The following is a 26,514-nucleotide window of genomic DNA, read 5'->3' as shown; positions in this document are numbered from 1 at the left end:
TCTTTTTTTTACAGTATGGCATACAAAAATGTAAGTTATAAATAAAAAAGCATCAAAATAGATGCTTTTTATTTCTTATTTACCATTTCTTCTTTCTCATCACTTATTACTTCTAACACATCGAGTAAAAACATAAAAATTGGAATTCCTATAATCAATCCCCATACACCTAAAAAATGTTCAGAGAAAATTAAAATCATAAATGTATAAAATATAGGTAAATTTGTTTTTTCTGACATAAACTTTGGATTTAAGAAATAACTTTCAATCGCATGAATAACTGCCACAATAATTAAAACATATAAAATATACACCATGCCACCGGTATTATAAGCAATTATACAAAGTGGAAACAGCGAAATAATTACACCCGCGACTGGAATAAGCCCCAACAAGAAGATCATTAACGCTAGTCCAAGTAACTGTGGGAAACCTAAAATCCAAAGTGCAATGGTCGATAACACACAATTTACAATCGCAATTAAAAATTGCGCCTCAATCACTTTTCCGAATGAGCGAGCAAATTTTCTTCCAAAATACTCAATTTCATTATAGAAAATGGCTAGTTTACTCTCTTTGAACTTCGCTGTAAACATAACAATTCTTGACTTTTCTAGCAAGAAAAACAAGCTCAAAATAAGTGAAAGTAAAATTTGCAAACTTACTTTCCAAACGTTTGTAAGTGAATTATAAATAATATCAACGCCTTGATTCACATACTTCGATAATTCCACATGATCAATTGCAGAAACTAGATATCTAACTACCTCATTATCAGGTGGATTTCTTATAAATACATTAAACTGATACACAAGTTGCGTAATTTGTACCATTAAAACTGGTACATATTTGTATAATGTAATAACGATTCCACTAATTAATGCTGCATATAAAAATGCAATAATTATTTTCCTATTAATTGGTAAAAAATGTTCCAACTTGCGAGAAATAAATTTTTGAAATCTATCCATTAAATACGTAAGAATAAATGTAATCAAAATTAAATTAAACATGCTTTTCATCCCATATAAGATGAGCACAAGTAACCCTAATATGGCTAATCTCTGAAACCCTTTACTTTGAAACAGGTTTTTCATTTGCATAATCGAAGCGTGATCTCTCCTGTCCTTATAATTCATTTTTATTTTATTGTACAATATAAACGATACTTTCAGAACGTATTATTATAAACTAAATAAAAAGTTTTATTATGAAACATTAAAAACTGACGTATAAACAGTCAGATACAAGGTTTAAGAAAACCAGTACACGCCACAGTAACTTATAGAAAAATTTAAATGGATAGAAAAAACCCTCATCTGCTTTAACTATAGATGAGGATTTTTTTCCATATACTCCACTTGCTTCTGTTTCACATTAATGTCTTAACTAAAGAATAGAGCAAATCTTTTTGTTGTTCAGTTGTCATAGTAAACCACAAGTTTTACAAACTTTTATCCTTATAGAGTAGGTATTTTCTTTCTGCTCCTTCTACAAATTGCGTATGCTCAGCAACTAAACGATAATTTTCACGAAGATAAGGAACTGTAACCTGATTTGGGCTCATTTTTGGATCAACTCTTAATACAACAAATTTAACTTTTCTCTCTTTTATATAACGATGTTGTTCATCCATATTTTCAGGATATTCATTATAATCAATGTTTTGTCTTTCAAAATAGCGGATATTCGGTACAATATCTGCCACCAAATAAAACCCTCCGTCTAACTCACCATAATTTAATAACGTTGGATTCGGTTCTTGATGCATGATTTCTGCAAATTTTTCTTGTGCAAGAGGTTCCTTCTGATAGAACTTTGAAGACTTCATATTTGAATTATAACCGAAGCAAAAGAAAATTGTTGCCATTGCCATCATTGATAGGGCAAACCATTTACTTTTATCAAGAGTAATCTGTGACTTGATATTAGCATTTTGAATAAAATGAGCGATTGCTATCAATCCAAATAGTCCTAAAGGAGTTATAATAAGGAAGTAGTATGGATAGCCTCTTCCCCCAATATATACTCCTACTATTAGGAAAATGATCGTACTTAAAAGCATCCATTTTTGGCTTCTATCTTTAAAATACTTCCATGTAAACATAAAATCAATTAGACCAACAAGAATTAACACTTTACTTTCGAAATTACCATTAAATGCATCTCCAAAAGTAAACGCAAAATTGGCTAGTTTTTCAACTTTACCAACTTGTGATGAATAGGTACCAAGATTAAATTTTAAATACACATCTATCAAATCTTGAATTGCATGATTCATACCAAAATAGATAAACCATGGAATACTTGCAAGAACTAGCCCCGCAAATGTGAAAACAATTGCGTTCACTAAGTCCTTCCATCTTTTTTCACCTATACAAATAATTAAAATTGCAAGATAGAATCCAATCCAAGCCCCGACAAGGGTAAATTTAATCCAAAATACACAGGCAATCATAATCCCATTTAGAAGAAAAATTCCTCGTTTAAATAGAGAATCAGAGCCATACTTATAATATTTAAATATCATATAAAGAAGTGTCATTATAAAAGGAATTGAAAACTCTTCAGCACTATCCCCAAAACGAAATGCATTTTGATTTAATACTAATACTGGGAAAAAAATAGATATAAGTGCAGAAGGCATCCACTTCAAATAAAGACGGGAAATCTTGAATGCTAAAACAACGTTAGCAAACATCGCAAGACTTTCCAGTATGTATACTCCAACGAAAGTAGTATGAGAAAACGAATAAGCTAATGCATGCAAACCATATAACAAAGGACCCTTTTGTTCAAAAATATCTTGATAAGGGACTACTCCATTAGCCATACCTTTTCCAACTGTAAAAAAGGCATTAGAGTCTACCCACTCACTTAACGTAAAGAATGGAGATGTCTGCGTAAAAAACAGCATAATAAAAAAGGAATAAAAAAATAAAAAGATATTTAGTTTTTCAAATGATATTGTATTTATCCTGAGATCATTAAATCTAACTGACTTTTTCATTTCTTTTAAGTCTTCCTCTCATTCATTTAATTAAGGCCAGGAACATTTGATAGCTAGCTTTAAATGCCACGCTAATGTAATACCTACCCTAAAAATTCATCCCCATCTTCAGACACGTACTAGGCAATAACCCAGCAGTAAGATGGGGATGATTTTGATTAGACACAGCCTAAATAATTGTTAGTAAATACTTATAAGGTTTGTCCATCCTAAGAATATTTTTCTATGGAATTCTCCTTAGCCATACATTCAACGAAAAACTTATACTAGACTCATAGCTTTTTTACGAATATCCACTCCAAAATACTTTTGTGAGGATGAATTTTCTGGCTTTTCATTTACTTTTTGATCAAGTCTGATACGTACTCTTTTTGTTTCTCAAGAACACTATTTTTTTCAATTGTATATCTCGGTCGCCCTTTTGTTTCTTTGAAAATTTTCCCTATATATTCACCAATAATTCCAATTGCCAACAACTGTACTCCTCCAACAATCCAAATGGATAGCATTAACGAGGTCCAGCCACTAGTTGTATATGAAAAAACTTTTGCAAATAATGCATAAAGAGCAATTCCGATCCCAATAAGCACCATTAAAAACCCTAAATATGAAACGAATCTTATTGGTGCAACGCTAAATGAAGTAAGTCCGTCAAAAGCGAAGGCAATCATTTTCTTTAATGGGTACTTCGATTCGCCAGCAAATCTTTCTTTGCGGTCATAATAAACATTAGTAGATTTAAAACCTAATAGAGGAACAATTCCGCGAATAAATAAGTTTTCTTCTTGATATTTTATAAATTCGTCTAACGCTCTTTTGCTCATTAAACGATAATCTGCATGGTTGGGTACTAACTTAACACCCATTTTTCCCATTAGACTGTAAAACCATAAAGCAGTATTTCTTTTAAATTTAGTGTCAGTGTCTCGCTTATCCCGAACCCCGTATACAATCTCATAACCCTCTTGATATTTATCAATAAATTGATAGATAACGTTAACATCATCTTGAAGGTCAGCATCTATTGAAACTACGCAATCTGAAAACTCTCTTGCTGATTCTAAACCCGCGATTAACGCTCCTTGATGACCAAAATTTCTACTTAATTTTAAACCTTGAACATAAGGGTTTGTTGCTGTTTTCTCTTCAATTATGCCCCAAGTATTATCAGCGCTTCCATCGTCTACATAAAAAATGATACTTTCATCACTTATTTTGTTATTTGCAACTAAATCGTCCATAACCCTTGTTAGTTCTTTTGTTGTTTCTTCTAATGTAGCTTCTTCATTGTAGCAAGGAACAACAATCGACAATAGAGGTACATTGCGTGCCATTTTTCCACTCCTTAATTTTCAAAAAACTCTATTTCATATATCTTAAAAATTTTTAGCTTCAGTAATGCCTCAACTATTTTAACATATCCAGTTATAAAATGTAATAATACCCAGTAGCTTTTCAATTTAAATTAAAATTATTGTTAAGTATTTCTTTAACGTCTCTCCTAAGAAATGAGGAGCCTATTTGCTTATGGGAAGGTTTTCTTTGACTAATTTAGTTATAAAATGAAACTTCCATCAGTGGGGACCTACTGTCCGTTAATGCTGATAAACTTTTTAGCACTGACCTAATAAAAATTAATTTTTTATCCCTTTCGAATCCCAAAATAAAAAAGAAGAGAAATATTGATTCCTTTATTTCTCTTCTCCTTTTCATTCAGTTGATACCCTTAATCGTAATGAACCTTATCTACTTATGATAAGGTTCATTACGATTAATTCGAAATGCTCTATATACTTGTTCTAACAGTACCAAACGCATCAACTGATGCGGCAACGTCATTTTCGAAAACGACAATGACTCATTAGAGCGTTTCATCACTTCTTCACTTAATCCAAGCGATCCCCCAATAACAAATGCCACTTTGCTCTTCCCATATGTAGCAAGACGGTCTAAATTTGCAGCAAATTCTTCTGATGATTTTTGTTTTCCTTCAATTGCTAATGCAATCACATGCGTATCATCAGAAATTCTATCCAAAATACGAATTCCTTCCTTTTCTTTTACCATTTGCATTTCTGCTTCACTCAAATTTTCTGGTGCTTTTTCATCTGGCAATTCAACAACTTCCACTTTCGCATAAGAAGATAGTCGTTTTAAATATTCTTCAATACCTTGTTTTAAATATTTTTCTTTTAACTTTCCGATTGAGATAATTAAGATATTCACATGTACTCCCCACTTTACAAACACATTATCCACAGAAGTTATCCACATATCCACATGCATCATCCACATATTGTGTGGGAATCTGTGTTCGACACAACATATATCGCCTTATTTTGACAAAATTCACATATTTTTTTCTCGTCTTCTGCATTATCCACATTGTGGATAACTGGAGCTACTTCACATTCATCCACAATGATATCTAGCGCCAACTCTACATGTTCTAAACAACAAGGTAACTTCATAATTTTCACCTCACTTATCCACAATAGAAAACAGGAGGGGGCCGCCTCCTGTTTTAATACTGCTGACTGCCTAATTTTACAGTTGTTGTTACTCGTTTTGCACCACGATAATATGTAATCGTCATCTTATCGTCAATTTTCTTATTGTATAGAATTTTTCGGAATGCAATAATATCCTGGACTGTTTTTCCATCAACCGCTACAATGACATCATATTCATGTAAACCAGCATCGTTACCTGGCGATGGACTTTTTACATCTAAAATACATACACCTTCCGTTACATTAGCTGGGATATGCAATGTTTTATCCCAATAATAAGTAGGAATTTCATTTAAAGATCTAAGCTCAACTCCAACATAAGGCCGTCTTACTTTCCCATACTTTTCGAGCTCATTCATCACAGGGACAGCTCTTGCAACAGGAATTGCAAGTCCAATTCCCTCTACCTCTTTTGCAGCAATTTTCATGGAGTTAATGCCAATAAGTTGCCCTGCTTCATTTACAAGAGCCCCACCACTATTACCAGGATTAATCGCAGCATCTGTCTGCAATACTTCTACTTGCCAATCATAATGTCCATCTTGATCTAAATCAACCGGTACAATGCGTTCATTGGCTGAAATAATCCCTTGTGTTACAGTACCTGAAAATTGTAAACCTAGTGGATTTCCGATTGCAAGTGCAGCTTCACCACGTTTAACTTTCGTAGAATCACCAAGATTAATAATCTTTTTCGCATATTTTTCATCAATTTGTACGACAGCTAAATCTGTTACAACATCGGTTCCTAAAATTTTTCCAGGAACTTTTTTTCCATCGCTCAAACTTACTTCAATGCGATTTGCTCCTGCTACGACATGATTATTCGTTACAATGTACGCGTGTCCATTTTCTTTCTTATAAATCACACCAGACCCTGTTCCTGCTTCTGAATCTGCTTCTGAAAAATTATCACGCTGAATGTTAATAATACCAACAACTGCTTCTGAAGCGCGGTCAACAGCCTTAACAAAACCATCTCCGGTATTCGCAACCTGAGGAGTAGACTGTGCTATATACTGTTTCTCTTCACTCGCCTCTGTTTCTCTTATTGTAGTCCAACCTAATTTCGAAAACGTTGGAATAGCAAAAGCAAATAATGTAGCACCAATGACTGTTCCCGCTACACCAGAAATAAAAATATGTTTATGCTTTTGCTTTCTTTTTCGTTTCATTTGCATATCTTCTTCATCAATAAAGGACATGTTTGCTCACCTAACCTTCCGAAAGCATCTCTATTTTCCTTTATTGTTTACCAAAATGAAGAATTATACGTATTGAATTTTAGTTGGCGCTTTCGGATCAGTATCGTGCAGCTGGAACGCTTCTCCTACAGCAAGTCCTCTTTCTTCAAGCACTTGCGCAACAGACATACGAGCAAGTTCTTTCATATTGTTATCTAAACTAAGGTGAGCCAAATAAATATGCTTTGTTTCATCAGTAATTACATCAGTCATTGCTAGAGCTGCATCTTCATTACAAACATGCCCTACATCACTTAAAATTCTTCGTTTAACACTCCATGGATAACGTCCCATTCGGAGCATTTCAACGTCGTGATTACTCTCAAACACAAAAGCATTGGCTCCCTTAATAATCCCTTTCATTCGGTCGCTAACATACCCAGTATCTGTAATAAGCGCTAATTTTCTTCCGTTATGATGAAACGCATAAAACATTGGCTCCGCAGCGTCATGTGAAACGCCAAATGATTCCACTTCAATATCTCCAAATGTTTTCACTTCTCCAGTCGAGAAAACAAATTTTTGCTCCGTTGAAATATTGCCAATTAAGTGCTCCATTGCATTCCATGTTTTCTCATTTGCATAAACAGGTAAATGATACTTACGAGCCAACACACCTAGCCCTTTAATATGATCACTATGTTCATGTGTGACAAGAATACCAGATATACTATTTATATCTAATTCGGCTTGGTGAAACAACGCTTCCATTGCTTTCCCACTCAATCCCGCGTCTACTAATAATTTTTCACGTTCTGTCCCTACATACAGCGCATTTCCCGTACTGCCGCTTGCGAGTACACTAAAATGCAAACTCATTTAGCCTCACTCCATTGCTCAATTTCCTTGTTGTCCTTACCTAATTGAATAATTTGTCCTTCTATTGCATTTACAAAGTAGTCCATTTTGTCTGTATACAAATTCCAGGTTGGAACAAGAACTTGTACATTTGAGGAAGAAGGAGCTACCACTGTTGCATAGCCTAATTTTGCTCCTTTTATATGAATCCCTTGTTTCAATTCAGTTTTCGTATATAACGTTTCTAATGCATTTCGGGCAGAAATAATATCCAACTCTTTATTTCGATCTCCCATCTCTTTAAATTCATACAGCATTGTTTGCGTATACGATACAATTTCCTTCTTTTCATTTAGTTCAGCAACAATCATCCCATGTTGATTATAAAAAAGTGGTTTATCCTTATATTTTTGAAAAAAATACACTCTCGATCCTTCCACTTTTCCTGCAGCACTGTATTTTTGTCCATCAATTACATAAGAACGTAGAAATTCACTATAATTATCACTTGCTGTTGTTTTTGCATTCCAAAATGGCTCTTTAAGCTTACTTACAAGTGTATTTGTCTCTTGTAGAGACACCGTTTGATTTTTTAAAGAATGTATATCTTCATCGGAAAAAACTCTATTTTTCGCCATAATATACGTATCTTTCGTCGGTTCTTTCGGAAAATTCTCAGCTGTAATTTTATCTGCCTTCATTTGTTCTTCAATATTCGTTTCCGTCGTATAATCAAGTTGGCTACTATCTTTTTTGTCTACAAACTGAAAGACGAGGAAGAGATCTAAAATGAAAAAGGTAACAATAAAAATTGTTTTAATCCTATTCCAATCCAATGAGCTCTCCCCCCTTCTCTTCACACCACTCTTGAACTTTATTGTCTTCACCGTACACAACATACCAAATAGGTTTTAAATTTACTGCAGCAATATTTTTCCCATCTGTCCCTGACTCCGGTGTAAGCTTATAACCTAATCGAATATCCTGAATTAATTTCATATCCACATTTTCATTTTTCCCCAGGGATTGTATAACAGTCTTACCATCCGCAAGAGAGATTGTTTGATCATCACCATATTTCCATGATAGCTTAAACAATGGACGCTTATAGGAAATTAATTCTTCTCCCCCCCATACTTCTTCTAACGTTGCCATGCCATTTTCGTTAAATACAGGTAAGCTATCAACATATAAACGATACGTTGTTTGTCTTTTTCTAGGGTTCATATATTCAAAACGATAAGCATCTGTTAAACCACCATGACCATTAATAAAATCAAAACTACGTTGAACAAGCGCATTTCCAGATATATTTGCTTGTTCTGATACAGCTGAATTTGTGTACTGTAACATTTGCTTTTTCTTTACTACCTGCATGAGGCGAATTCCATCTGTATATGTGTTTTCACGTTCATCAGATACTTTTTTTACATAACGAGGATCTGTAAATAGTGCATTTATAAATACATCCTCGGATATGTCACTTACTAAATACCCCATACTCTGCATATCCGTTTTCGTATCTGGTAAAAATATCTCTCTCGTTTCACTTAGTGCGTATTGAGAGTAATCCCTCGCACTAGCTGCAAATTGATCACGTGCCGTTTCAAGCTCTCGAAGCATAACTCCTTTTAATACCATATGATATACCTTGTGATGTTCATATGAAATGAAATATACAGGAATATTACCATCCCGACTTTTTTGTAAATCAATCATTATACGATTAAAGCTATATGACTCTGGGATTTTTTCTTTAATGGAAAAAACGCCTCTCGTAGAATCCAATGGTATATGTGTAGGAAAAATCATTTCAATCTTGTTTTTACCACGAATAAAGGAGAAGAATTGCTGTTTTGGGATATCATTTGATATATCTTTAAAGTCGGACAATTCTCCTCTTTCAAGCAACTTATATAACGGGTCAATGCTATCCATATTTTCGCTTCCAAGATGCGTATTCTCTTTATGAAAAAGAACTACAGAAGGCAAAATTACATTTGCAAGGCTCTTCTGTTCTCCTTCTGTATTATCTTGTAAATATTTCGCATTTTGCAACTTACTAGAATCAGGTACATAGGTCCATAAATTAAAAGTAAGAAATATACTAATAACAACTAAGTTAATTAGCAAGACTGATTTTAATTTCTCAATATTCATTCCCAGTCATCCTCTTCTTCCTTTTCCATTGGAAGCGTGAAATAAATAGTTGTCCCTTTTCCTTCTTCGCTTTTTGCCCAAATGGAACCGCCATGAGCTTGAATCATTTCCTTGGCAATTGCTAGACCTAATCCTGTTCCGCCCAATTTACGTGAACGCGCTTTATCAACGCGATAGAAACGTTCAAAAATCTTATCTACGTTCTCTTTCGGAATCCCCATTCCTTGGTCGCTAACGCTTATTTCTAACATATCTTCTCTTTCCCGTAAACGATATGTTATTGTTCCACCTTCTGGAGAATACTTTAATGCATTTGAAATAATATTATAAAGAACTTGTGTAATTTTATCTTCATCGATCTCAATAAAACGTGTTCTCTTAGAAAATGAACGTTTAAACGATACATTCTGCTCTTTCGACATTTCAAAACGATCAATGATATTACTAAAGAATTGTGTAAAGTCTACCCATTCTTTCATTAAACGATATTCTGTACTATCTAATTTTGAAAGTTGTAGCAATGCGTTAACAAGTCGAATCATTCGCTCCGTTTCTTCTTGTGTTACCTGTAAGAACTGCGGTGCAATATTCGGATCTTGCCACGCCCCTTCACCCAATGCTTCCAAATAGCTTCGCATCGTTGTTAATGGTGTACGTAGTTCATGAGAAACGTTTGCCACAAATTCACGACGTTCCCCCTCAATTCGTTCCTGTTCTGTCACATCATATAGTACAGCGATGAAACCATTTACCTTTCCATTGTCTTTTTGAATAATAGAAAAGCTAGCTCGTAAAATATATGGCTCATCTCTTGTACTAAAATCTAATATAACTGAGTCTGGTTCTTCATATAAGTTCTCTAATGTGTAATCTTCTTGGATGCCTAATATTTCTAAAATTGATTGATCTAATGCCGTTTCACGTGAAACGTTGAGCATTTTTTCTGCCGGATCATTTAATAAGATAATATCTCCTTTTCGATCCGTCGCAATTACTCCATCTGTCATATGAGATAATACAGACGAAAGCTTCCTTCTCTCGCTCTCTGTAGAAGAACGGGCTTGTTGCAACTTCTTTGATAAGTTATTAAATGCCAATGCTAATTGACCAATTTCGTCATTACCATGCACTTTTACTTTACGAGAGTAATTTCCCTTTGCCATTTCAATAGCTTGCTTTCGCATATCTGAAATTGGTCTTGTAATGGTTTGTGCTAATAAAATACCTAGCACAGCTGTTACTAATAATGCGATAACTGTTCCCGTTGCAAAGATTTGATTAATGAGCTTCATTTGTTTATAAACATCTTCCATAGAAGCAACGATATAGATTACACAAGGTTTATCATTATTTGCTTGGATGGGCACCTTGATTGGAGTAGCAACAACCTGCACACGATTTCCTGTATTACGGTCTATTTCCAGTTTTTCAACAGGTTTTTCTTGCACTAAAGCTCGCTTTACCAATAAATCCGTTGTTTTTTTTCCGACAATACCTTGATTATGTTGATTTGATGTTGCTAACACACGACTATTCTCATCAATGACGCGAACCTCTTGGATGTCTGCTTTTCGATCAGAAGCAAAATCTTCTATACTCGTCTTAAGTGCTTCTTCAAGGGTAGAATCTTTTGTTTTATCTCTTTCTTTTGCAAATTCCTGCTTTAAATTGTAAGCAAGTAAGTTCGTTCGTTGTGTTAATGATTCTTTAAAACTCTTCACAAGATTTTTCTCTAACTCTCGAACGAAATAGACACCAATAATTTGCATTGCCATTAAAATTAATAGCATGTAAATTAATACGAACTTTAAGTGAATAGACTGAAAAAAACCAACTTTCTTCATAATATTACTCCTGCTCTGGATCGCGTAAGTAATATCCCACACCACGTCTTGTTACAATTAAAGTCGGATGACTTGGATTATCTTCAATTTTCTCACGTAAACGACGAACCGTTACATCTACTGTACGCACATCACCAAAATAATCATAGCCCCAAACGGTTTGTAATAAATGTTCACGCGTCATAACTTGTCCTAGATGCTTCGCTAAATAATGAAGTAATTCAAATTCGCGATGTGTTAACTCAATATTTTCCTCGCGTTTTGTTACACTATATGCATTTGGGTTAATCACAATTGGACCAATAACCATCTCTGCATTTTCTTCTTTTTCAGCTGCCCCTCCTTGTTGATGACGACGTAAATTCGCTTTTACTCGTGCTAATAATTCACGTGTACTAAACGGCTTTGTTACATAGTCATCTGCCCCCAGTTCTAATCCAAGAACTTTATCAATTTCAGAGTCTTTTGCTGTTAGCATAATAATTGGCATTTCATAGTTTTTTCGTATTTCACGACAAACTTCTAAACCATCTTTTCCCGGTAACATAATATCTAATAAAACCATATCTGGTTGTTCTTCATTTGCTTTTTCAATAGCTTCATCACCATCATGAGCCATTACAATTTCAAAACCTTCTTTTTCTAAATTAAACTTTAAAATATCTGCAATTGGTTTTTCATCATCAACGATTAAAATTTTCTTTCCCATCATATTAGTTTCCTCCTAAACATTTAATGCCTTCCTTACAGAAAAACCTCTAGCTTCAAATGCTAGAGGCTTCCTTTCATTCTATTTTAAAAGAACTAATCCCATTTGTAAAATTGCACAATATAAAAAGGATATTAAGCGGGCCCACTTAATATCCTGGAAGTGGCTCGGGACGGAATCGAACCGCCGACACGAGGATTTTCAGTCCTCTGCTCTACCGACTGAGCTACCGAGCCAAAACATATATATAAAACCACTAATTGTGGTATTAAACAAAAGTGGCGGTCCCGACCGGGGTCGAACCGGCGATCTCCTGCGTGACAGGCAGGCATGTTAACCACTACACCACGGGACCAAAACATACTATATAAAGAAGTGACCCGTACGGGATTCGAACCCGTGTTACCGCCGTGAAAGGGCGGTGTCTTAACCACTTGACCAACGGGCCACGAAAATAAAAATGGTGAGCCATGAAGGACTCGAACCTTCGACCCTCTGATTAAAAGTCAGATGCTCTACCAACTGAGCTAATGGCTCGTGTTCACCAATGTCATGTTTTCGTGACGACAGGATTTATAATATCATGAAATGTTTTCTTTTTGCAATACTTTTTTAAAATTTTTTATAAAAACGTGAAAAAAGAACCCATTTAATGTGGGTTCTTTTTTAATATACCGTATTTTTAAGAAAAAGACAAGATTAGATACCGTATACGTTACGAACAATATTTGTTTGGCTACGGTCTGGACCAACTGAGAACATAGATAATTGAATTCCTGTTAATTCAGAAACACGCTCTACATATTTTCTTGCATTTTCAGGAAGCTCATCTAATGACCTTACACCAGTAATATCTTCCGTCCAACCTGGAAGCTCTTCGTAAACAGGCTCACATTTTGCTAAAATGTTTAAGTTTGCTGGAACTTCATCTAAAACTTCTCCGTTGTATTTGTAAGCAACACAGATTTTAACAGTTGGAATACCCGTTAATACATCGATAGAGTTTAATGATAAATCCGTTAAACCACTAACACGACGTGCATGTCTTACAACAACACTATCAAACCAACCTACGCGGCGTGGACGACCTGTTGTTGTACCATATTCACGACCAACTTCACGAATTTGATGACCAATTTCATCATGAAGTTCAGTAGGGAATGGACCGTCACCAACACGGCTTGTATATGCTTTACACACACCTACTACACGATTAACTTTTGAAGGACCAACACCAGATCCGATTGTCACACCACCAGCAACTGGGTTAGAAGATGTAACGAATGGGTACGTACCATGGTCAATATCAAGCATAACACCTTGTGCACCTTCAAATAATACGCGACGGTTGTCATCTAATGCATCATTTAATACAACAGATGTATCGCATACATATTGTGCGATTTGTTGTCCATATTCGAAGTACTCCTCAAAGATTTCTTCTACACTGAAACCTTCTGTATCGTACATTTTTTCAAATAAACGATTTTTCTCTGCTAAACTGCGTTCAAGCTTTTCTTTAAATGCTTCACGATCTAATAAATCAGCCATACGGATACCAATACGAGCAGCTTTATCCATATATGCAGGACCGATACCTTTTTTCGTAGTACCGATTTTGTTATCGCCTTTACTCTCTTCTTCTAACTCATCTTGTTTTAAGTGATAAGGTAAGATAACGTGTGCACGGTTACTAATACGTAAGTTATCAGTGCTTACACCACGATCGTGTAAGTATTTTAACTCTACAAGTAATGCTTTCGGATCTACTACCATACCGTTTCCGATTACACAAATTTTTTCTTTATAGAAAATACCAGATGGAATTAAGTGTAATTTATATTTAACTCCGCCAAAAACAATTGTATGCCCAGCGTTATTTCCACCTTGATATCTTGCAACTACTTCCGCATGCTCAGAAAGAAAATCAGTAATTTTACCTTTTCCTTCATCGCCCCACTGTGTTCCTACAACTACTACTGAAGACATTATTCAAGCACCTCCGAAATTTTCAAACGAACTTTTCAAACAATATAATTGTACCAAAATGCAAAGAGAAGTCAATTTAAAAACGAACATTTTTTTCTCTTTTATCTTTTTCGTTCGTAAGAATTTCTCCTTACCTATGTAAAGCATGATTTTTTACAAACAAAAAAAGAAACACATTTTATTATAAGAAATGTGCTTCTTTTTTATACTCTCACTATGCCGACGGTGCATGCCCATCATCAAAGCGCCGTTCTAAGTTTACGAATTTGTTAAATTCCTTCACAAACGCCAGTTCAACTGAACCTACTGGACCATTACGCTGCTTAGCAATAATAATTTCAATTGTATTTTTATTTTCTGTTTCTCGGTCATAGTAATCTTCACGATATAAGAATGCTACTATATCAGCATCTTGCTCAATACTTCCTGATTCACGAATATCCGACATCATCGGACGCTTATCTTGGCGAGATTCTACACCACGAGAAAGCTGAGATAAAGCAATAACTGGAACTTCTAGTTCACGCGCAAGTCCTTTTAGTGTACGAGAAATCTCTGATACTTCTTGCTGACGGTTTTCGCCAGATTTCCCGCTACCCTGAATAAGCTGCAAATAATCAATTAGAATCATTCCAAGACCATGTTCTTGTTTTAAACGTCTGCACTTTGCTCGAATTTCACTAACACGAATACCTGGCGTATCATCAATAAAAATACCTGCATTTGAAAGACTTCCCATTGCCATCGTTAGTTTCGCCCAGTCTTCTGAAGTTAAAGTCCCTGTACGAAGACGCTGTGCATCAATATTTCCTTCTGCACAAAGCATACGCATAACAAGCTGGTCAGCACCCATCTCCAAACTAAAAATCGCAACGTTTTCGTCCGTTTTCGTCGCAACGTTTTGAGCAATATTTAAAGAAAATGCTGTTTTCCCTACAGATGGACGCGCCGCTACAATAATTAAATCATTGCGCTGGAAACCCGCTGTCATACGATCTAACTCGGTAAAACCAGTTGGAATTCCTGTAACTTCACCTTTTTGATTATGCAGTAATTCAATTTTATCGTAAGCTGCTACAAGGACATCTTTAATGTTTTGAAAACCTTTTGTATTCGTACGCTGAGATACTTCTAATATTTTTTTCTCAGCTTCATTTAATAGGCTCTCAACATCATCTTCTCGTTCATAACCATCCGACACAATATGCGTTGCTGTCCGAATAAGCCGACGCAAAATCGATTTTTCCGCGATAATACGTGCATAATATTCTACATTGGCAGCCGTCGGTACAGCTTCCGCTAGTTCAGCTAAATAAGAAACACCGCCAATTTCTTCTAACAAATTTTGATCAGCAAGTGCTGCTGTTGCGGTAACTAAATCAATGGGCTCTCCTTTATCAGAAAGATCAAGCATCATCTGATAAATTTTTTGATGCGCCGTTCGATAGAAGTCTTCTGGCATTAGCATTTCCGAAGCTGATGTTAACGCTTCTTGGTCGAGAAAAATAGCTCCTAATACGGCTTGTTCGGCCTCAATATTATGCGGAGGGGTACGATCAGCAAATACGTCACTCATACGCAAACCTCCTCTTCAATCTTTTGTTTATTGTTCAGTAACATGCACTTTTACTGTTGCCGTTACTTGTGGATGTAATTTCACAATAACGTTCGTATATCCTAATGCACGAATCGCATCGTCCATTTCAAATTTACGTTTATCAAGTTTAATATTATGCATTTTTTGTAAGTTATCTACAATTTGTTTACTTGTAATAGAACCAAATAAACGGCCACCTTCACCAGATTTTGCTTTTAATTCTACTGTTAACTTTTCTAGAGTTTCTTTTAATTCTTTGCATTTTTCAAGCTCTAATTCTGCATCTTTTTCTTCTTTACGCTTTTTCGCATCTAATGTTTTCACATTTGCATTTGTCGCTTCAATTGCAAGTCCTTGCTTTAATAAAAAGTTATTCGCATAACCATCTGGTACGTTTTTTGTTTCCCCTTTTTTCCCTTTACCTTTTACGTCTTTTAAAAAGATTACTTTCATAATTGTATTCCTCCCTCTAAATACTCATTTATAACAGATTGTAAGTTCATTTCTGCTTCATCAATTGATATGTCTTGTATTTGCGTTGCCGCATTCGTTAAATGACCGCCCCCGCCTAAATTCTCCATAACAAGCTGTACATTTACTTCCCCTAATGAACGTCCACTAATTCCAATCACACTTTCACTGCGCTGCGCAATCACGAAAGAAGCAACCACTCCTGTCATTGTAAGTAATGTATCAGCTGATTGGGCGATTAATACTTGATCATAAAACCCATCACCATCTACCTTTGCAATTGCAATACCATTTTTATAAATGTACGCATTTCGAATTGTTTTTGCAATTTGTAAATAATGGGCCATATCTTCTTTTAATAACTTTTGTACCAATATAGTATCCGCTCCATGAGAACGAAGATAGGAAGCTGCATCAAACGTACGTGCTCCAGTGCGGAATGTAAAACTCTTCGTATCCACTATAATACCTGCTAGTAAAGCTGTTGCCTCTAGCATATTCATTTTCAAACGCTTAGGCTGATATTCCAACAGCTCTGTTACAAGTTCTGCTGTAGATGATGCATAAGGCTCCATATAAACAAGCAACGGATCTTCAATGAAGTCCTCACCGCGGCGATGGTGATCAATTACAACAACATTTTCAATCTTATCAAGTAACTTCCTTTCCATAACCATAGATGGTTTATGCGTATCTACTACAACCAGAAGCGAATCATCATTCGCAAATTCAAGAGCCTGCTGCGGTGTAATAAAGCGCGACCATAATTCTTCGTGCTGCTTAACTTCGTCCATTAAACGCTTAATCCCTTTATCAGAATCATTTTCATCTAATACGATATATCCTTCGCGCTCATTCAGTTGTGTTACTTTTAAAATCCCAATTGCTGCTCCGATTGCATCCATATCCGGCGCTCGGTGCCCCATAATAATGATATTGCTACTTTCTAACACAAGATCTTTTAAAGCATGAGAAATCACGCGTGCACGTACACGAGTACGTTTTTCTACAGGATTCGTTTTCCCGCCATAAAACTTTACTTTCCCTGTCGCTTGTTTAATAGTCACTTGATCTCCACCCCGACCAAGCGCTAAATCGAGACCAGATTGCGCCATAGCTCCAAGTTCTACTAATGATAAATCACCAGAACCAACACCAATACTAAGAGTAAGAGGAATATTTCGTTTAGACGTCTCTTCACGTACTTGATCTAAAATATCAAATTTCCCTTTCTCCATCTGCATTAAAATACTTTCATTTAATACAACGAAGTATCGTTCCGATGAAGCTCGCTTCAAATACGCCCCATGCTTCACAGCCCATTCATTTAGCAAAGATGTAACATGACTTGTAATATTTGTACGCAATTGATCATCTAATCCTTGTGTTACTTCATCGTAGTTATCTAAATAGATAACAGCAAGTACCGTCCTTTGGTCTTCATACATTTTCTCAATTTCTGTTTGCTCTGTTACATCAAAGAAATAGATTAACTTCTCTTCTTTCCTCGCAAATACACGAAATTTCCGATTGTTTAAAGATACAATATCATTAGCTGTTTCCCCTTTTGTAAATAAAAGCAAGGTTTCTGATAGATCATACAAGTGCCATCCAGCTAAAGAATGTTGTCCTAAACAAGAAGATAAATATGGATTTGCCCAGTCAATCCCGTAATCCTTATTATATAGTAAAATTCCAATCGGCATTTGATTGAAAGCCTCATTACTTACTTTTTTTACCCTTGTAATCGTATCATTCGTATACTTTTCAACACTTTTTTGAAATGCAAGTTCAAATTTAATAACGAAAAATAAGACAATACAAAAAACAACAAAGGAAATCATCCCTGTCATCCAATGAAAATAAAGAAGAATGGTAATGAGTAAAAATGCTAAAAACGCCAATACATAAACAGGATATAGAAACCGCTGTTTCTTATAAAATTCAGGCATATATACAACTCCTATAAAGTGAAACTTCCATCAGTTAAGTTTTTATCCTCTACTGATGTTCAGTCGAGTCAGCTACACTTATCCTAGACGATCAAAGCCTGACCGTTTAGGATAAAAGCTTCGATTTCTATGTTTCGTTACAAAAAAGCCTTATAAAAGCACTTTTTTTCAAATATTTATTTTACCTGTACTTTCGATCGTAACGAAAAACCTAAATCAATTATACCTAAGATTGTCATAAGAGGAAACAAAACCGGCACAAACAAACCTACAACAAAGATTAAGATTGGAACAGCTTTAGTATATCCTTTTGTATTTGTAAAAAAAGCAAGGAACGAAAAACCTTGAAACAACAGTAAAAAGGTAAAAATTGTTGATAAATTCAAGAACATCATTTCTACATATGAACCAGCTTCTATTTTTACAAAAGAAGCGGACAAAATAATCACGACATACAACCAAACAATACTCTTTGGAATTTGTATATCACGAAATTTGGGCCAAGATGCCGCCGTGTACTTTAATCGTTTTAAAACACGATTGGCAATTAAAATAGTAATCCAAGAAGAGAATAGCGAAGCCATAGCAAGTACAGTTGGTAAAAGCATCCCAATTGTATTAACCGCTTTTTTCAATTCAGCTAGCTGCCCTTCATTTACAGATGCACCCGCCATTTTCATAAACTTCTCGCTTTGTTCCATCGATTGTTTGAACATATCTTGCATCTGTTTCACAATATCTATATTAAAAAACTGTATGCTAACAATATACAGCAATACAAAACTTACAAGATATACAAGTGTCCCAACCAATAAAATTTCAATAACACTTTTTTTCTTTTTATACATATACCCTAATATAACACCTGTTACTCCGAACATAAGTGTATTCGCAATACTAAGAGGCGAACTCACAATAAGCGTTACTAGAACTGCCGCTCCTAATAACATACAAGCACCACTTAACTGATATCTTATCGTAAAAATAAGAAATGGCAACGGCAATGCAAACATAAATATAGCCCCTAAAACAGGCATATACAGAGAAGCAAGAAGCAAAATAGCATATAAAGCAAGTAATACTGCTCCTTCTGTAATGAGTCGTGTGCGTTTCATTTTTCACACCCTCTTTCTATAAAGTGAAACTTCTATCATGGTTAACAAAAAGAAAAGAATAGCAAAATGCACAGTAGAGTATCACTCTACTGTGCATTTCATACCTTTTTATTCACCAACATATGGTAAAAGTGCCATTTGACGAGCACGTTTAATTGCAACTGTTAATTTGCGTTGGTATTTTGCGCTAGTACCTGTTACACGACGTGGTAAAATTTTACCACGCTCAGAAACAAAGCGTTTTAGTAAATCAACATCTTTATAGTCGATGCGAGTGATACCGTTAGATGTAAAGAAACACACTTTACGGCGTTTCGCACGTCCACCTTTGCGTCCTCCTGCCATGTTCATTTCCCTCCATTTCGTGTTAAAATGTTCCGTCTACCCCATTAGAAAGGTAAGTCATCGTCTGAAATATCAATCGGTTGACCTACATTTGCAAATGGATCGTCATTTCTAGTAAATCCAGCATTATTGCCATTGTTACCAGATTGACCAAATGGGTTTTGAGAGCCTTGATTTCCGAACCCTGCTCCCGATGGTTGCTGATTGAATGAACCGCGTTGCTCACCACCGCTATTACGCGGCTCTAAAAATTGTACGTTCTCCGCTAGCACTTCTGTTACATATACACGCTTACCATCTTGTCCATCGTAATTACGAGTTTGAAGACGTCCGTCTACGCCTGCTAAGCTACCTTTTTTCAAATAATTTGCCACGTTCTCTGCTTGTTTACGCCATATTACACAGTTAATAAAGTCAGCTTCACGCTCACCTTGCTGATTCGTAAATGCGCGATTTACAGCTAACGTGAAAGTAGCTACTGCAACACCATTGGGCGTGTAACGTAAGTCAGGGTCCTTAGTTAAACGACCAACGAGTATAACACGATTCATCAATCGAACCACTCTCCCTATATATCTTAATGATTATTCTTCTTCTTTAACAACGATGTGACGAATGATATCTTCGCTGATCTTAGCTAAACGATCGAATTCATTAATCGCTTCTGGATTAGAATTTACGTTTAAGATCATGTAGAAACCGTCACGTAAGTCGTTGATTTCGTAAGCTAAACGACGCTTACCCCAATCTTTTGTGTTAATGATTTCTGCACCATTTTCAGTTAAAACGCCTGCAAAACGTTCAACTAAAGCTTTTTGAGCTTCTTCTTCCATGTTTGGACGAATGATGTACATGATTTCGTACTTTTTCATTACACTTTCACCTCCTTTTGGTCTAAACGGCCCATATTGGGCAAGGAGCAATTAATTTATAGTAATTACTCACGAGTTTAGATTATATCATAGTAAGTTAGAGGAATCAACTCACGAAAACATAAAAAACTTGGCAAATCCAATGAATTTGCCAAGTTAAATACTTTATTTTTTCCTAGGAAATAAAAATATTATACATTAAAGCGGAAGTGTACAACATCTCCGTCTTTCATAATGTATTCTTTTCCTTCTAAGCGTACTTTTCCAGCTTCTTTAGCAGCTGTCATAGATCCATTTTCTACTAAATCATCATAAGATACTGTTTCTGCACGAATAAATCCACGTTCAAAATCCGTATGAATGATTCCAGCACATTGTGGTGCTTTCATTCCTGTTTTAAATGTCCAAGCACGAACTTCTTGTACACCAGCTGTAAAATAAGTAGCTAATCCTAATAAATCATAAGCTGCACGAATTAATTGATCGAGACCAGATTCTTCAATACCTAGCTCTTCAAGAAAAACTTTTTTCTCTTGTTCATCTAACTCTGCAATTTCTGATTCGATTTTTGCACAAACCACAATTACTTGTGAATTTTCTTTTGCAGCAAACTCTTTTACAATTTGTACATATTTATTTCCAGACGGATCGATTACATCGTCTTCAGAAACGTTTGCTACATATAGCATTTCTTTTATTGTTAATAAGTGAAGACCTTTTACTACTTTCATTTGCTCCTCAGTAAATTCAACTGTACGAGCCGGCTGTCCTTCTTCAAATGCTTCTTTTAAACGAACTAAAATTTCATGTTCAAATACAGCATCTTTATCTTTTTGTTTCGCTAATTTTGTAACGCGTTCAAGACGCTTATCAACAGATTCTAAATCCGCTAAAATAAGCTCTAAATTAATTGTTTCAATATCTGCAATTGGATCTACTTTTCCTGCTACGTGCGTAATATTCTCGTCTTCAAAACAACGAACTACTTGGCAAATTGCATCTACTTGACGAATATGAGATAAGAATTTATTTCCTAACCCTTCCCCTTTACTCGCACCTTTTACAATACCTGCAATATCTGTAAATTCAAATACAGTTGGCACAGTTTTCTTTGGTTCTACAAGCTCAGTTAATTTATTTAAACGATAATCTGGAACTTCTACGATTCCAACGTTTGGATCTATTGTACAGAATGGGTAGTTCGCAGATTCTGCCCCTGCTTGTGTAATTGCATTAAATAGTGTTGACTTACCTACGTTCGGTAATCCAACGATACCAGCCGTTAATCCCATGTAATCCACTCCTATGACTCAATCTTCCATCATTATAGATAGTAACGAATAAAATGACAAGCTTCATCCAAACTTATCAAGTGAAACGAATAATCTTTTATAGACAATTTCTCCCCTTCCATCTTCCGCGGATTTCTTATAAATTTGAAGCGGGAATCTTACTACCCATTAATCGCTAAATAAAAAAACAGCAGCAACAACGCTGCTGTTTTCTATTTCATCTATTCTTCATGTTTTACAAGTACTTTCTTCACCTTGCGATCAAATTCTCTTCGAGGAATTAATACCGAATGGTTACACCCCTCGCACTTAATCCGGATATCCATTCCCATCCGGATAATCTTCCAACGATTTTCGCCACAAGGATGAGCTTTCTTCATTTCCACTATGTCATGCAAGTTATATTGTTTTTGCTCCATTCTCTAAACTCCCCTCACTGCTAATTTACTTTCTCATTCATCAGTTCTTCACGGTTGTATAGAACCATACGCGGATATGGAATTTCAATCCCGTGTAAATCCAAACGATTTTTAATTTCTTTACGCAGTGCTCTCGCAACCACAAAATGTTGCATCGGTTCTACTTCAGCTGTAACCCTCAAAACAACCTCTGATGCTGCTAAACTCTGTACACCTAATAATTCCGGACGAGCAACCATTTGCTCATACCTTGTTGGTAATTCATCTAACAACTTTTCAAGAACTTGTTCTGCATGTTCAATATCACTTTCATATGAAATAGCTACATCTACAAAGGCAACACTATTAGTAACAGAGAAATTTGTTACTTCCTTAATACTTCCATTTGGAATAATGTGAATTTCTCCTGTCCATTTCTTCATTTTTGTTGTGCGTAAACCAATTTCTTGAATAACTCCTTCAAATTGACCTAAGCGTACATAGTCCCCTACTGAAAATTGATCTTCTAATAAAATAAAGAATCCAGTGATAACGTCTTTGACTAAGTTTTGTGCACCAAAACCAACCGCCAAACCTACAACCCCTGCACCGGCTAATAATCCTTTTGTATCAATTCCAAATACTCCTAAAATCGCAATTATTACAATAAAAAAGATAACATATGTTAAAATGTTTTCTAACAATTTCGCTACTGTCATCGTTCGTCTTTCAGAAATTTGAATTGGTGATTTGGCCTTCATTTTGAAAGCATTACGGATAATCACCCTGCCGAGCCGAATAACGACACTTGAAATAATAAAAATAAGTATGATTTTCAGCAAACCGAGACCGATATTCTCCCATAATCCTACGTTTAATAACCAATTTGTAAAGTCTGTATATAAGTCGTGAAATCCCTTCATCGCGACCTACCTTTCTATCTCATATTCATTATTTATTGTAACAGAATTTCTCCTATATTTTACGAAAAAAGTTCTTTCATACACTTTTATTTTCGCATTCCATGAGGTATAAAATAACACATTTTTTTATATACTAGTACTAGTATTCTCCATACTACATGGTACGCTTCATCCTTTTTATACTTTATAAATCTATAAACAAGAGTGCCCTCCTCTTCTGCTCATATCATATCTTTTCAAACACTCTTATCCCATAAGAAAGCAACATCTACGCAGCAAGAATATCCGAATACCTAACATAGCATCAAGTTTCCCCTAGACTAAAAGTAAAATAGTTCTTACCTTAAGAGAAATATGTAATATGCAAAATCAAGTTTATCACGCTATTTTGGGGCAGTAAGACTCCCACCTCAAGATTCTGAGAAAATGGTGTCCAATTCTAGCGGCTAGAACCTCCGGTCGTTTCGCCTCCTCGAACGAGGGCAAAAAGCACCTCTCCGTTGGGAGATCCAACGTCCTACGATTCTGAACGAGCCGCTTCCGCTTTTCTAAAAAAGATAGGAGGGAGATATAACTGCCCGTAAGAGCTCGATTGGGCAGGCTTTCCATCAGTGGGAGATGAGGAAAAACTCTCCACTGATAGGGGTTTCACTTTATATGAAATATACTAAATTCTATTAAAGGATGGATGCTTCATGAATATCGGAAGTTTTCGTTTACCTTTTTTTGAAAAAGATTCACAGCAGATTATGTATCATGATGCAAATTGCAATCAAACCATTAGTAGTTTTCTACTTTCTCATCTCCCAATCGAACAAAACTCTCCACTTATTATACTGTGTATTGGAACGGACCGCTCAACAGGTGATGCATTAGGACCCCTTGTTGGCTCAAAGCTACAAGACTGCAATATTCAAAATTTTCAGTTATACGGGACGCTAGAATCACCTGTCCATGCTTTAAACTTAGAAGAAACAATTACAGAAATACAAAAATCATTTATGAATCCCTTTATCATTGCAATTGATGCTTGTCTAGGAAAATCACAAAATATTGGTTCAATTACAGTTGGAAAAGGGCCCAGTAAACCTGGAGCAGCTATGAATAAAAATCTTCCCGCGATTGGTGATATGCATATTCATGGTATTGTAAATTTAAATGGATTTATGGAGTTTTTTGTACTACAAAATACAAGACTAAATCTTGTTATGAAAATGGCTACTGGTATTGCAGAAAGTATTATTGAAACTGATAAAAAAATTGCTGTAATGAAAAAAATAAACCATCTATAACTGAAGATGGTTTATTTTTTATCATTCTCCCGCTAAAATCTCTAAAATGCGTTGCAAATCATCTTTATTGAAAAATTGAATTTCAATTTTCCCTTTTTCTTGTTTCGTTTCTTTAATTTTCACAGATGTTCCAAATCGGTCTCGTAGTACCGTTTCTTGTTCCACAAAAAAGATATTTTTTTGTGGTTTTTGTTTCTTTGTTTCACGTGAAACATATTCATTCATCTGCTGAATAATTTGTTCCAACTGACGGACATTTAATCCTTCTTTTTTAATTCGTTGCAATAAATTGTTAATTTTTGTTTTGTCTTTTAACGCAAGTAGCGTTCGTCCATGTCCCATAGAAATGCTTCCATTTACAATCATGTCTTGTACGAAAGATGGGAGAGAAAGTAAACGAATGTGGTTTGCAATATGCGGTCTGCTTTTTCCAAGCCGCTTTGCTAACTGTTCTTGCGTTACCTTAAGCTCTTCCATGAGCATTTGATAAGCTAATGCTTCTTCAATAGGCGTTAAATCTTCACGTTGCAAATTCTCTAGTAGCGCAAACTCCATCATTTGTTGATCATTTAACTCTCGAACAACGGCAGGAACTGTTTTAATCCCTGCTTCTTTTGCAGCACGAAATCTCCGTTCTCCTGCAACGATTTCATATCCTTTAATACTTTTCCGAACAATAAGAGGTTGTAAAATCCCATGTTCTTTAATAGATAACGCTAATTCTTGAATTGCTTCATTATGAAAATATTTACGCGGCTGATATGGGTTAGGACGTAATTGATTTACTTGCAATTCTTGAATTGTTTCTCCCTCTTTCACATCTAAATCTGGAAAAAACGCATTAATTCCTCTTCCTAGTCCTTTAGCCACCTGCAATCACTTCCTTTGCTAAATCTAAATACACTTCTGCCCCCCTTGACTTAGCATCATACATCATAATTGGTTTTCCATGACTCGGTGCTTCACTTAAACGTACATTACGCGGAATAATGGATCTATATACTTTATCTCGGAAGTATTTCTTCACTTCATCAATTACTTGTAATCCTAAATTTGTACGAGCGTCCAGCATTGTTAGTAAAACACCTTGAATTGCTAAATCTTTATTTAAATGCTTTTGTACAAGGCGAACTGTATTTAATAATTGACTTAACCCCTCTAGGGCATAATACTCACATTGAACAGGGATAATAACAGAATCTGCAGCAGTTAATGCATTAATGGTTAATAAACCTAAAGATGGGGGACAATCAATAATAATATAATCATATTCATCACGAATTGGTTGCAGCGCACGTTGCAGACGAACTTCCCGGGAAATTGTCGGTACAAGTTCTATCTCGGCTCCTGCTAGTTGAATGGTAGCAGGGAGTACCTCTAAATTTTCAGTTGTTGTTCTCTGTATAACAACGCGAACATCCATGTCTTCCACCAGCACATTATAAATACATTCATTTAAATCTGATTTTTCAATTCCGACTCCTGTTGTTGCATTCCCTTGTGCATCAATATCAACAAGAAGTACTTTTTTTCCTGCTTGTGCCAATCCAGCTCCTAAATTTACCGATGTTGTTGTCTTTCCAACTCCACCTTTTTGATTAGCAATGGCAATGATTTTCCCCATGATGTCACCTACTTTCAACCTTTATATCTTATTCTTCAAATGATTATTTTCATTTTAACATGAAACAATCACGCTTCATTTGCTTCTGTATATTAAACTTCAAAATTTATTTACAAACTCCTTCTTAATTTTAAAAGAAAATATAGTACTTATAAAGTGAAACTTCCATCAGTGGGATGCTTTTCCCCGCTGATGGTTAGTTGAACCAATCGGGCTCTTAGGGGCAGTTATACCTCATCTTACTTCTTTGCTTTCCTTAAAATCTCAAGGTGAGGGATATTACTACCCCTTAGTAGCGGGATAAAGTGAAACTTCCATCAGTAAGACCTCACTATATAAATCAATTTTGATTTTTCGACATATAGA

At 35.4% G+C, this 26,514-nt stretch carries 25 protein-coding genes and 4 tRNA genes; 1 reads left to right on the top strand and 28 read right to left on the bottom strand.

The genetic code is table 11. The annotated features are described in order from the left end of the window. Positions 1-68: 68 nt before the first annotated feature. The 26 genes from AB1280_RS18315 to AB1280_RS18190 all read right to left on the bottom strand — a co-directional run bounded on the left by AB1280_RS18315 (position 69) and on the right by AB1280_RS18190 (position 23,232). The gene (locus AB1280_RS18315) at positions 69-1,103 is read right to left on the bottom strand and encodes an AI-2E family transporter (RefSeq protein WP_272190498.1); all 1,035 of its coding nucleotides are present in this window, start codon (positions 1,101-1,103) and stop codon (positions 69-71) included. A gap of 341 nt (positions 1,104-1,444) precedes the next feature. Beyond that, positions 1,445-2,833, bottom strand: a complete 1,389-nt coding sequence (locus AB1280_RS18310; RefSeq protein ID WP_429756590.1) for a hypothetical protein — start codon at positions 2,831-2,833, stop codon at positions 1,445-1,447. A 515-nt stretch (positions 2,834-3,348) separates the two neighbouring features. Continuing rightward, positions 3,349-4,344 carry a glycosyltransferase family 2 protein gene (locus AB1280_RS18305; protein WP_272190457.1) on the bottom strand — a complete coding sequence of 332 codons (996 nt, stop codon included), beginning with the start codon at positions 4,342-4,344 and terminating at the stop codon, positions 3,349-3,351. 412 nt (positions 4,345-4,756) lie between these two features. Then, positions 4,757-5,236 carry a 23S rRNA (pseudouridine(1915)-N(3))-methyltransferase RlmH gene (rlmH, locus tag AB1280_RS18300; protein WP_272190458.1) on the bottom strand — a complete coding sequence of 160 codons (480 nt, stop codon included), beginning with the start codon at positions 5,234-5,236 and terminating at the stop codon, positions 4,757-4,759. Between the two features lie 59 nt (positions 5,237-5,295). Beyond that, on the bottom strand, positions 5,296-5,481 hold the full coding sequence (locus AB1280_RS18295) for a CxxH/CxxC protein (RefSeq protein WP_272190459.1): 186 nt from the start codon (positions 5,479-5,481) through the stop codon (positions 5,296-5,298). Between the two features lie 53 nt (positions 5,482-5,534). Then, complete coding sequence (locus AB1280_RS18290; protein ID WP_429756589.1) at positions 5,535-6,728, bottom strand: S1C family serine protease; 1,194 nt, start codon at positions 6,726-6,728, stop codon at positions 5,535-5,537. A gap of 63 nt (positions 6,729-6,791) precedes the next feature. After that, positions 6,792-7,586: an MBL fold metallo-hydrolase gene (locus tag AB1280_RS18285; RefSeq protein ID WP_272190461.1), complete on the bottom strand. Its 795-nt coding sequence runs from the start codon at positions 7,584-7,586 to the stop codon at positions 6,792-6,794. Next, positions 7,583-8,401 carry a two-component system regulatory protein YycI gene (locus AB1280_RS18280; protein ID WP_429756588.1) on the bottom strand — a complete coding sequence of 273 codons (819 nt, stop codon included), beginning with the start codon at positions 8,399-8,401 and terminating at the stop codon, positions 7,583-7,585. Before AB1280_RS18280 ends, AB1280_RS18285 begins: the two co-directional genes overlap by 4 nt. Next, complete coding sequence (locus tag AB1280_RS18275; protein ID WP_429756587.1) at positions 8,388-9,725, bottom strand: YycH family regulatory protein; 1,338 nt, start codon at positions 9,723-9,725, stop codon at positions 8,388-8,390. The genes AB1280_RS18280 and AB1280_RS18275 overlap by 14 nt, the downstream gene beginning before the upstream one ends. Then, positions 9,722-11,569 carry a cell wall metabolism sensor histidine kinase WalK gene (gene walK / locus AB1280_RS18270; RefSeq protein ID WP_272190463.1) on the bottom strand — a complete coding sequence of 616 codons (1,848 nt, stop codon included), beginning with the start codon at positions 11,567-11,569 and terminating at the stop codon, positions 9,722-9,724. Before walK ends, AB1280_RS18275 begins: the two co-directional genes overlap by 4 nt. Positions 11,570-11,573: 4 nt before the next feature. Next, on the bottom strand, positions 11,574-12,281 hold the full coding sequence (gene walR / locus AB1280_RS18265) for a cell wall metabolism DNA-binding response regulator WalR (protein ID WP_272190464.1): 708 nt from the start codon (positions 12,279-12,281) through the stop codon (positions 11,574-11,576). Between the two features lie 160 nt (positions 12,282-12,441). After that, positions 12,442-12,514, bottom strand: a tRNA-Phe gene (locus AB1280_RS18260). Positions 12,515-12,557: 43 nt separating this feature from the next. Continuing rightward, positions 12,558-12,633: transfer RNA gene (locus AB1280_RS18255), tRNA-Asp, on the bottom strand. A 21-nt stretch (positions 12,634-12,654) separates the two neighbouring features. Beyond that, positions 12,655-12,726: transfer RNA gene (locus AB1280_RS18250), tRNA-Glu, on the bottom strand. A gap of 13 nt (positions 12,727-12,739) precedes the next feature. Next, a tRNA-Lys gene (locus tag AB1280_RS18245) sits at positions 12,740-12,815 on the bottom strand. A 162-nt stretch (positions 12,816-12,977) separates the two neighbouring features. Beyond that, positions 12,978-14,267: an adenylosuccinate synthase gene (locus AB1280_RS18240; RefSeq protein WP_272190465.1), complete on the bottom strand. Its 1,290-nt coding sequence runs from the start codon at positions 14,265-14,267 to the stop codon at positions 12,978-12,980. A gap of 214 nt (positions 14,268-14,481) precedes the next feature. After that, entirely contained in the window at positions 14,482-15,843 is a 1,362-nt protein-coding gene (gene dnaB, locus AB1280_RS18235) for a replicative DNA helicase (protein WP_429756586.1), read from the bottom strand. A 27-nt stretch (positions 15,844-15,870) separates the two neighbouring features. Beyond that, complete coding sequence (gene rplI / locus AB1280_RS18230) at positions 15,871-16,317, bottom strand: 50S ribosomal protein L9 (protein WP_429756585.1); 447 nt, start codon at positions 16,315-16,317, stop codon at positions 15,871-15,873. Beyond that, positions 16,314-18,287 (bottom strand): DHH family phosphoesterase, encoded by a 1,974-nt coding sequence (locus AB1280_RS18225; protein WP_429756584.1) that lies wholly within the window; start codon positions 18,285-18,287, stop codon positions 16,314-16,316. The genes rplI and AB1280_RS18225 overlap by 4 nt, the downstream gene beginning before the upstream one ends. 176 nt (positions 18,288-18,463) lie before the next feature. After that, positions 18,464-19,402 carry a YybS family protein gene (locus tag AB1280_RS18220; protein ID WP_272190470.1) on the bottom strand — a complete coding sequence of 313 codons (939 nt, stop codon included), beginning with the start codon at positions 19,400-19,402 and terminating at the stop codon, positions 18,464-18,466. Between the two features lie 108 nt (positions 19,403-19,510). Next, entirely contained in the window at positions 19,511-19,747 is a 237-nt protein-coding gene (rpsR, locus tag AB1280_RS18215; RefSeq protein ID WP_020059677.1) for a 30S ribosomal protein S18, read from the bottom strand. Between the two features lie 44 nt (positions 19,748-19,791). After that, entirely contained in the window at positions 19,792-20,301 is a 510-nt protein-coding gene (gene ssb / locus AB1280_RS18210; RefSeq protein ID WP_154710359.1) for a single-stranded DNA-binding protein, read from the bottom strand. Between the two features lie 30 nt (positions 20,302-20,331). Further along, positions 20,332-20,619, bottom strand: a complete 288-nt coding sequence (gene rpsF / locus AB1280_RS18205) for a 30S ribosomal protein S6 (protein WP_272190471.1) — start codon at positions 20,617-20,619, stop codon at positions 20,332-20,334. 191 nt (positions 20,620-20,810) lie between these two features. Next, complete coding sequence (gene ychF / locus AB1280_RS18200; RefSeq protein WP_272190472.1) at positions 20,811-21,911, bottom strand: redox-regulated ATPase YchF; 1,101 nt, start codon at positions 21,909-21,911, stop codon at positions 20,811-20,813. A gap of 221 nt (positions 21,912-22,132) precedes the next feature. Then, entirely contained in the window at positions 22,133-22,330 is a 198-nt protein-coding gene (locus tag AB1280_RS18195) for a DUF951 domain-containing protein (RefSeq protein ID WP_272190473.1), read from the bottom strand. A gap of 20 nt (positions 22,331-22,350) precedes the next feature. Continuing rightward, positions 22,351-23,232, bottom strand: a complete 882-nt coding sequence (locus AB1280_RS18190) for a mechanosensitive ion channel family protein (RefSeq protein ID WP_272190474.1) — start codon at positions 23,230-23,232, stop codon at positions 22,351-22,353. A gap of 695 nt (positions 23,233-23,927) precedes the next feature. Between AB1280_RS18190 and yyaC the strand changes: the two genes are divergently transcribed. Then, complete coding sequence (yyaC, locus tag AB1280_RS18185; protein ID WP_272190475.1) at positions 23,928-24,524, top strand: spore protease YyaC; 597 nt, start codon at positions 23,928-23,930, stop codon at positions 24,522-24,524. Between the two features lie 21 nt (positions 24,525-24,545). Here yyaC and AB1280_RS18180 read toward each other — a convergent pair whose 3' ends face one another. Together AB1280_RS18180 and AB1280_RS18175 are read right to left on the bottom strand one after the other, a co-directional pair. After that, positions 24,546-25,394, bottom strand: coding sequence for a ParB/RepB/Spo0J family partition protein (locus AB1280_RS18180; protein WP_334313770.1), 849 nt, complete (start codon positions 25,392-25,394; stop codon positions 24,546-24,548). Further along, the gene (locus AB1280_RS18175; RefSeq protein WP_272190477.1) at positions 25,387-26,148 is read right to left on the bottom strand and encodes a ParA family protein; all 762 of its coding nucleotides are present in this window, start codon (positions 26,146-26,148) and stop codon (positions 25,387-25,389) included. The genes AB1280_RS18180 and AB1280_RS18175 overlap by 8 nt, the downstream gene beginning before the upstream one ends. Positions 26,149-26,514: the final 366 nt, after the last annotated feature.

The sequence above is a fragment of the Bacillus sp. S10(2024) genome, assembly GCF_050473865.1.
Classification (GTDB): Bacteria; Bacillota; Bacilli; order Bacillales; family Bacillaceae_G; genus Bacillus_A.
The sequence above is the reverse complement of the archived record's forward strand: the minus strand, read 5'-3'. Positions and strand labels throughout refer to the sequence as shown.

Bases quoted from the DNA above. Each gene is read 5' to 3' on its own strand.
- AB1280_RS18315 (WP_272190498.1), bottom strand. From the start codon at position 1,103: ATGCAAATGAAAAACCTGTTTCAAAGTAAAGGGTTTCAGAGATTAGCC.
- AB1280_RS18310 (WP_429756590.1), bottom strand. From the start codon at position 2,833: ATGGCTAATGGAGTAGTCCCTTATCAAGATATTTTTGAACAAAAGGGT.
- AB1280_RS18305 (WP_272190457.1), bottom strand. From the start codon at position 4,344: ATGGCACGCAATGTACCTCTATTGTCGATTGTTGTTCCTTGCTACAAT.
- AB1280_RS18295 (WP_272190459.1), bottom strand. From the start codon at position 5,481: ATGAAGTTACCTTGTTGTTTAGAACATGTAGAGTTGGCGCTAGATATC.
- AB1280_RS18290 (WP_429756589.1), bottom strand. From the start codon at position 6,728: ATGTCCTTTATTGATGAAGAAGATATGCAAATGAAACGAAAAAGAAAG.
- AB1280_RS18285 (WP_272190461.1), bottom strand. From the start codon at position 7,586: ATGAGTTTGCATTTTAGTGTACTCGCAAGCGGCAGTACGGGAAATGCG.
- AB1280_RS18275 (WP_429756587.1), bottom strand. From the start codon at position 9,725: ATGAATATTGAGAAATTAAAATCAGTCTTGCTAATTAACTTAGTTGTT.
- walK (WP_272190463.1), bottom strand. From the start codon at position 11,569: ATGAAGAAAGTTGGTTTTTTTCAGTCTATTCACTTAAAGTTCGTATTA.
- walR (WP_272190464.1), bottom strand. From the start codon at position 12,281: ATGATGGGAAAGAAAATTTTAATCGTTGATGATGAAAAACCAATTGCA.
- AB1280_RS18240 (WP_272190465.1), bottom strand. From the start codon at position 14,267: ATGTCTTCAGTAGTAGTTGTAGGAACACAGTGGGGCGATGAAGGAAAA.
- dnaB (WP_429756586.1), bottom strand. From the start codon at position 15,843: ATGAGTGACGTATTTGCTGATCGTACCCCTCCGCATAATATTGAGGCC.
- rplI (WP_429756585.1), bottom strand. From the start codon at position 16,317: ATGAAAGTAATCTTTTTAAAAGACGTAAAAGGTAAAGGGAAAAAAGGG.
- AB1280_RS18225 (WP_429756584.1), bottom strand. From the start codon at position 18,287: ATGCCTGAATTTTATAAGAAACAGCGGTTTCTATATCCTGTTTATGTA.
- AB1280_RS18220 (WP_272190470.1), bottom strand. From the start codon at position 19,402: ATGAAACGCACACGACTCATTACAGAAGGAGCAGTATTACTTGCTTTA.
- rpsR (WP_020059677.1), bottom strand. From the start codon at position 19,747: ATGGCAGGAGGACGCAAAGGTGGACGTGCGAAACGCCGTAAAGTGTGT.
- rpsF (WP_272190471.1), bottom strand. From the start codon at position 20,619: ATGAAAAAGTACGAAATCATGTACATCATTCGTCCAAACATGGAAGAA.
- ychF (WP_272190472.1), bottom strand. From the start codon at position 21,911: ATGGGATTAACGGCTGGTATCGTTGGATTACCGAACGTAGGTAAGTCA.
- AB1280_RS18195 (WP_272190473.1), bottom strand. From the start codon at position 22,330: ATGGAGCAAAAACAATATAACTTGCATGACATAGTGGAAATGAAGAAA.
- AB1280_RS18190 (WP_272190474.1), bottom strand. From the start codon at position 23,232: ATGAAGGGATTTCACGACTTATATACAGACTTTACAAATTGGTTATTA.
- yyaC (WP_272190475.1), top strand. From the start codon at position 23,928: ATGAATATCGGAAGTTTTCGTTTACCTTTTTTTGAAAAAGATTCACAG.
- AB1280_RS18175 (WP_272190477.1), bottom strand. From the start codon at position 26,148: ATGGGGAAAATCATTGCCATTGCTAATCAAAAAGGTGGAGTTGGAAAG.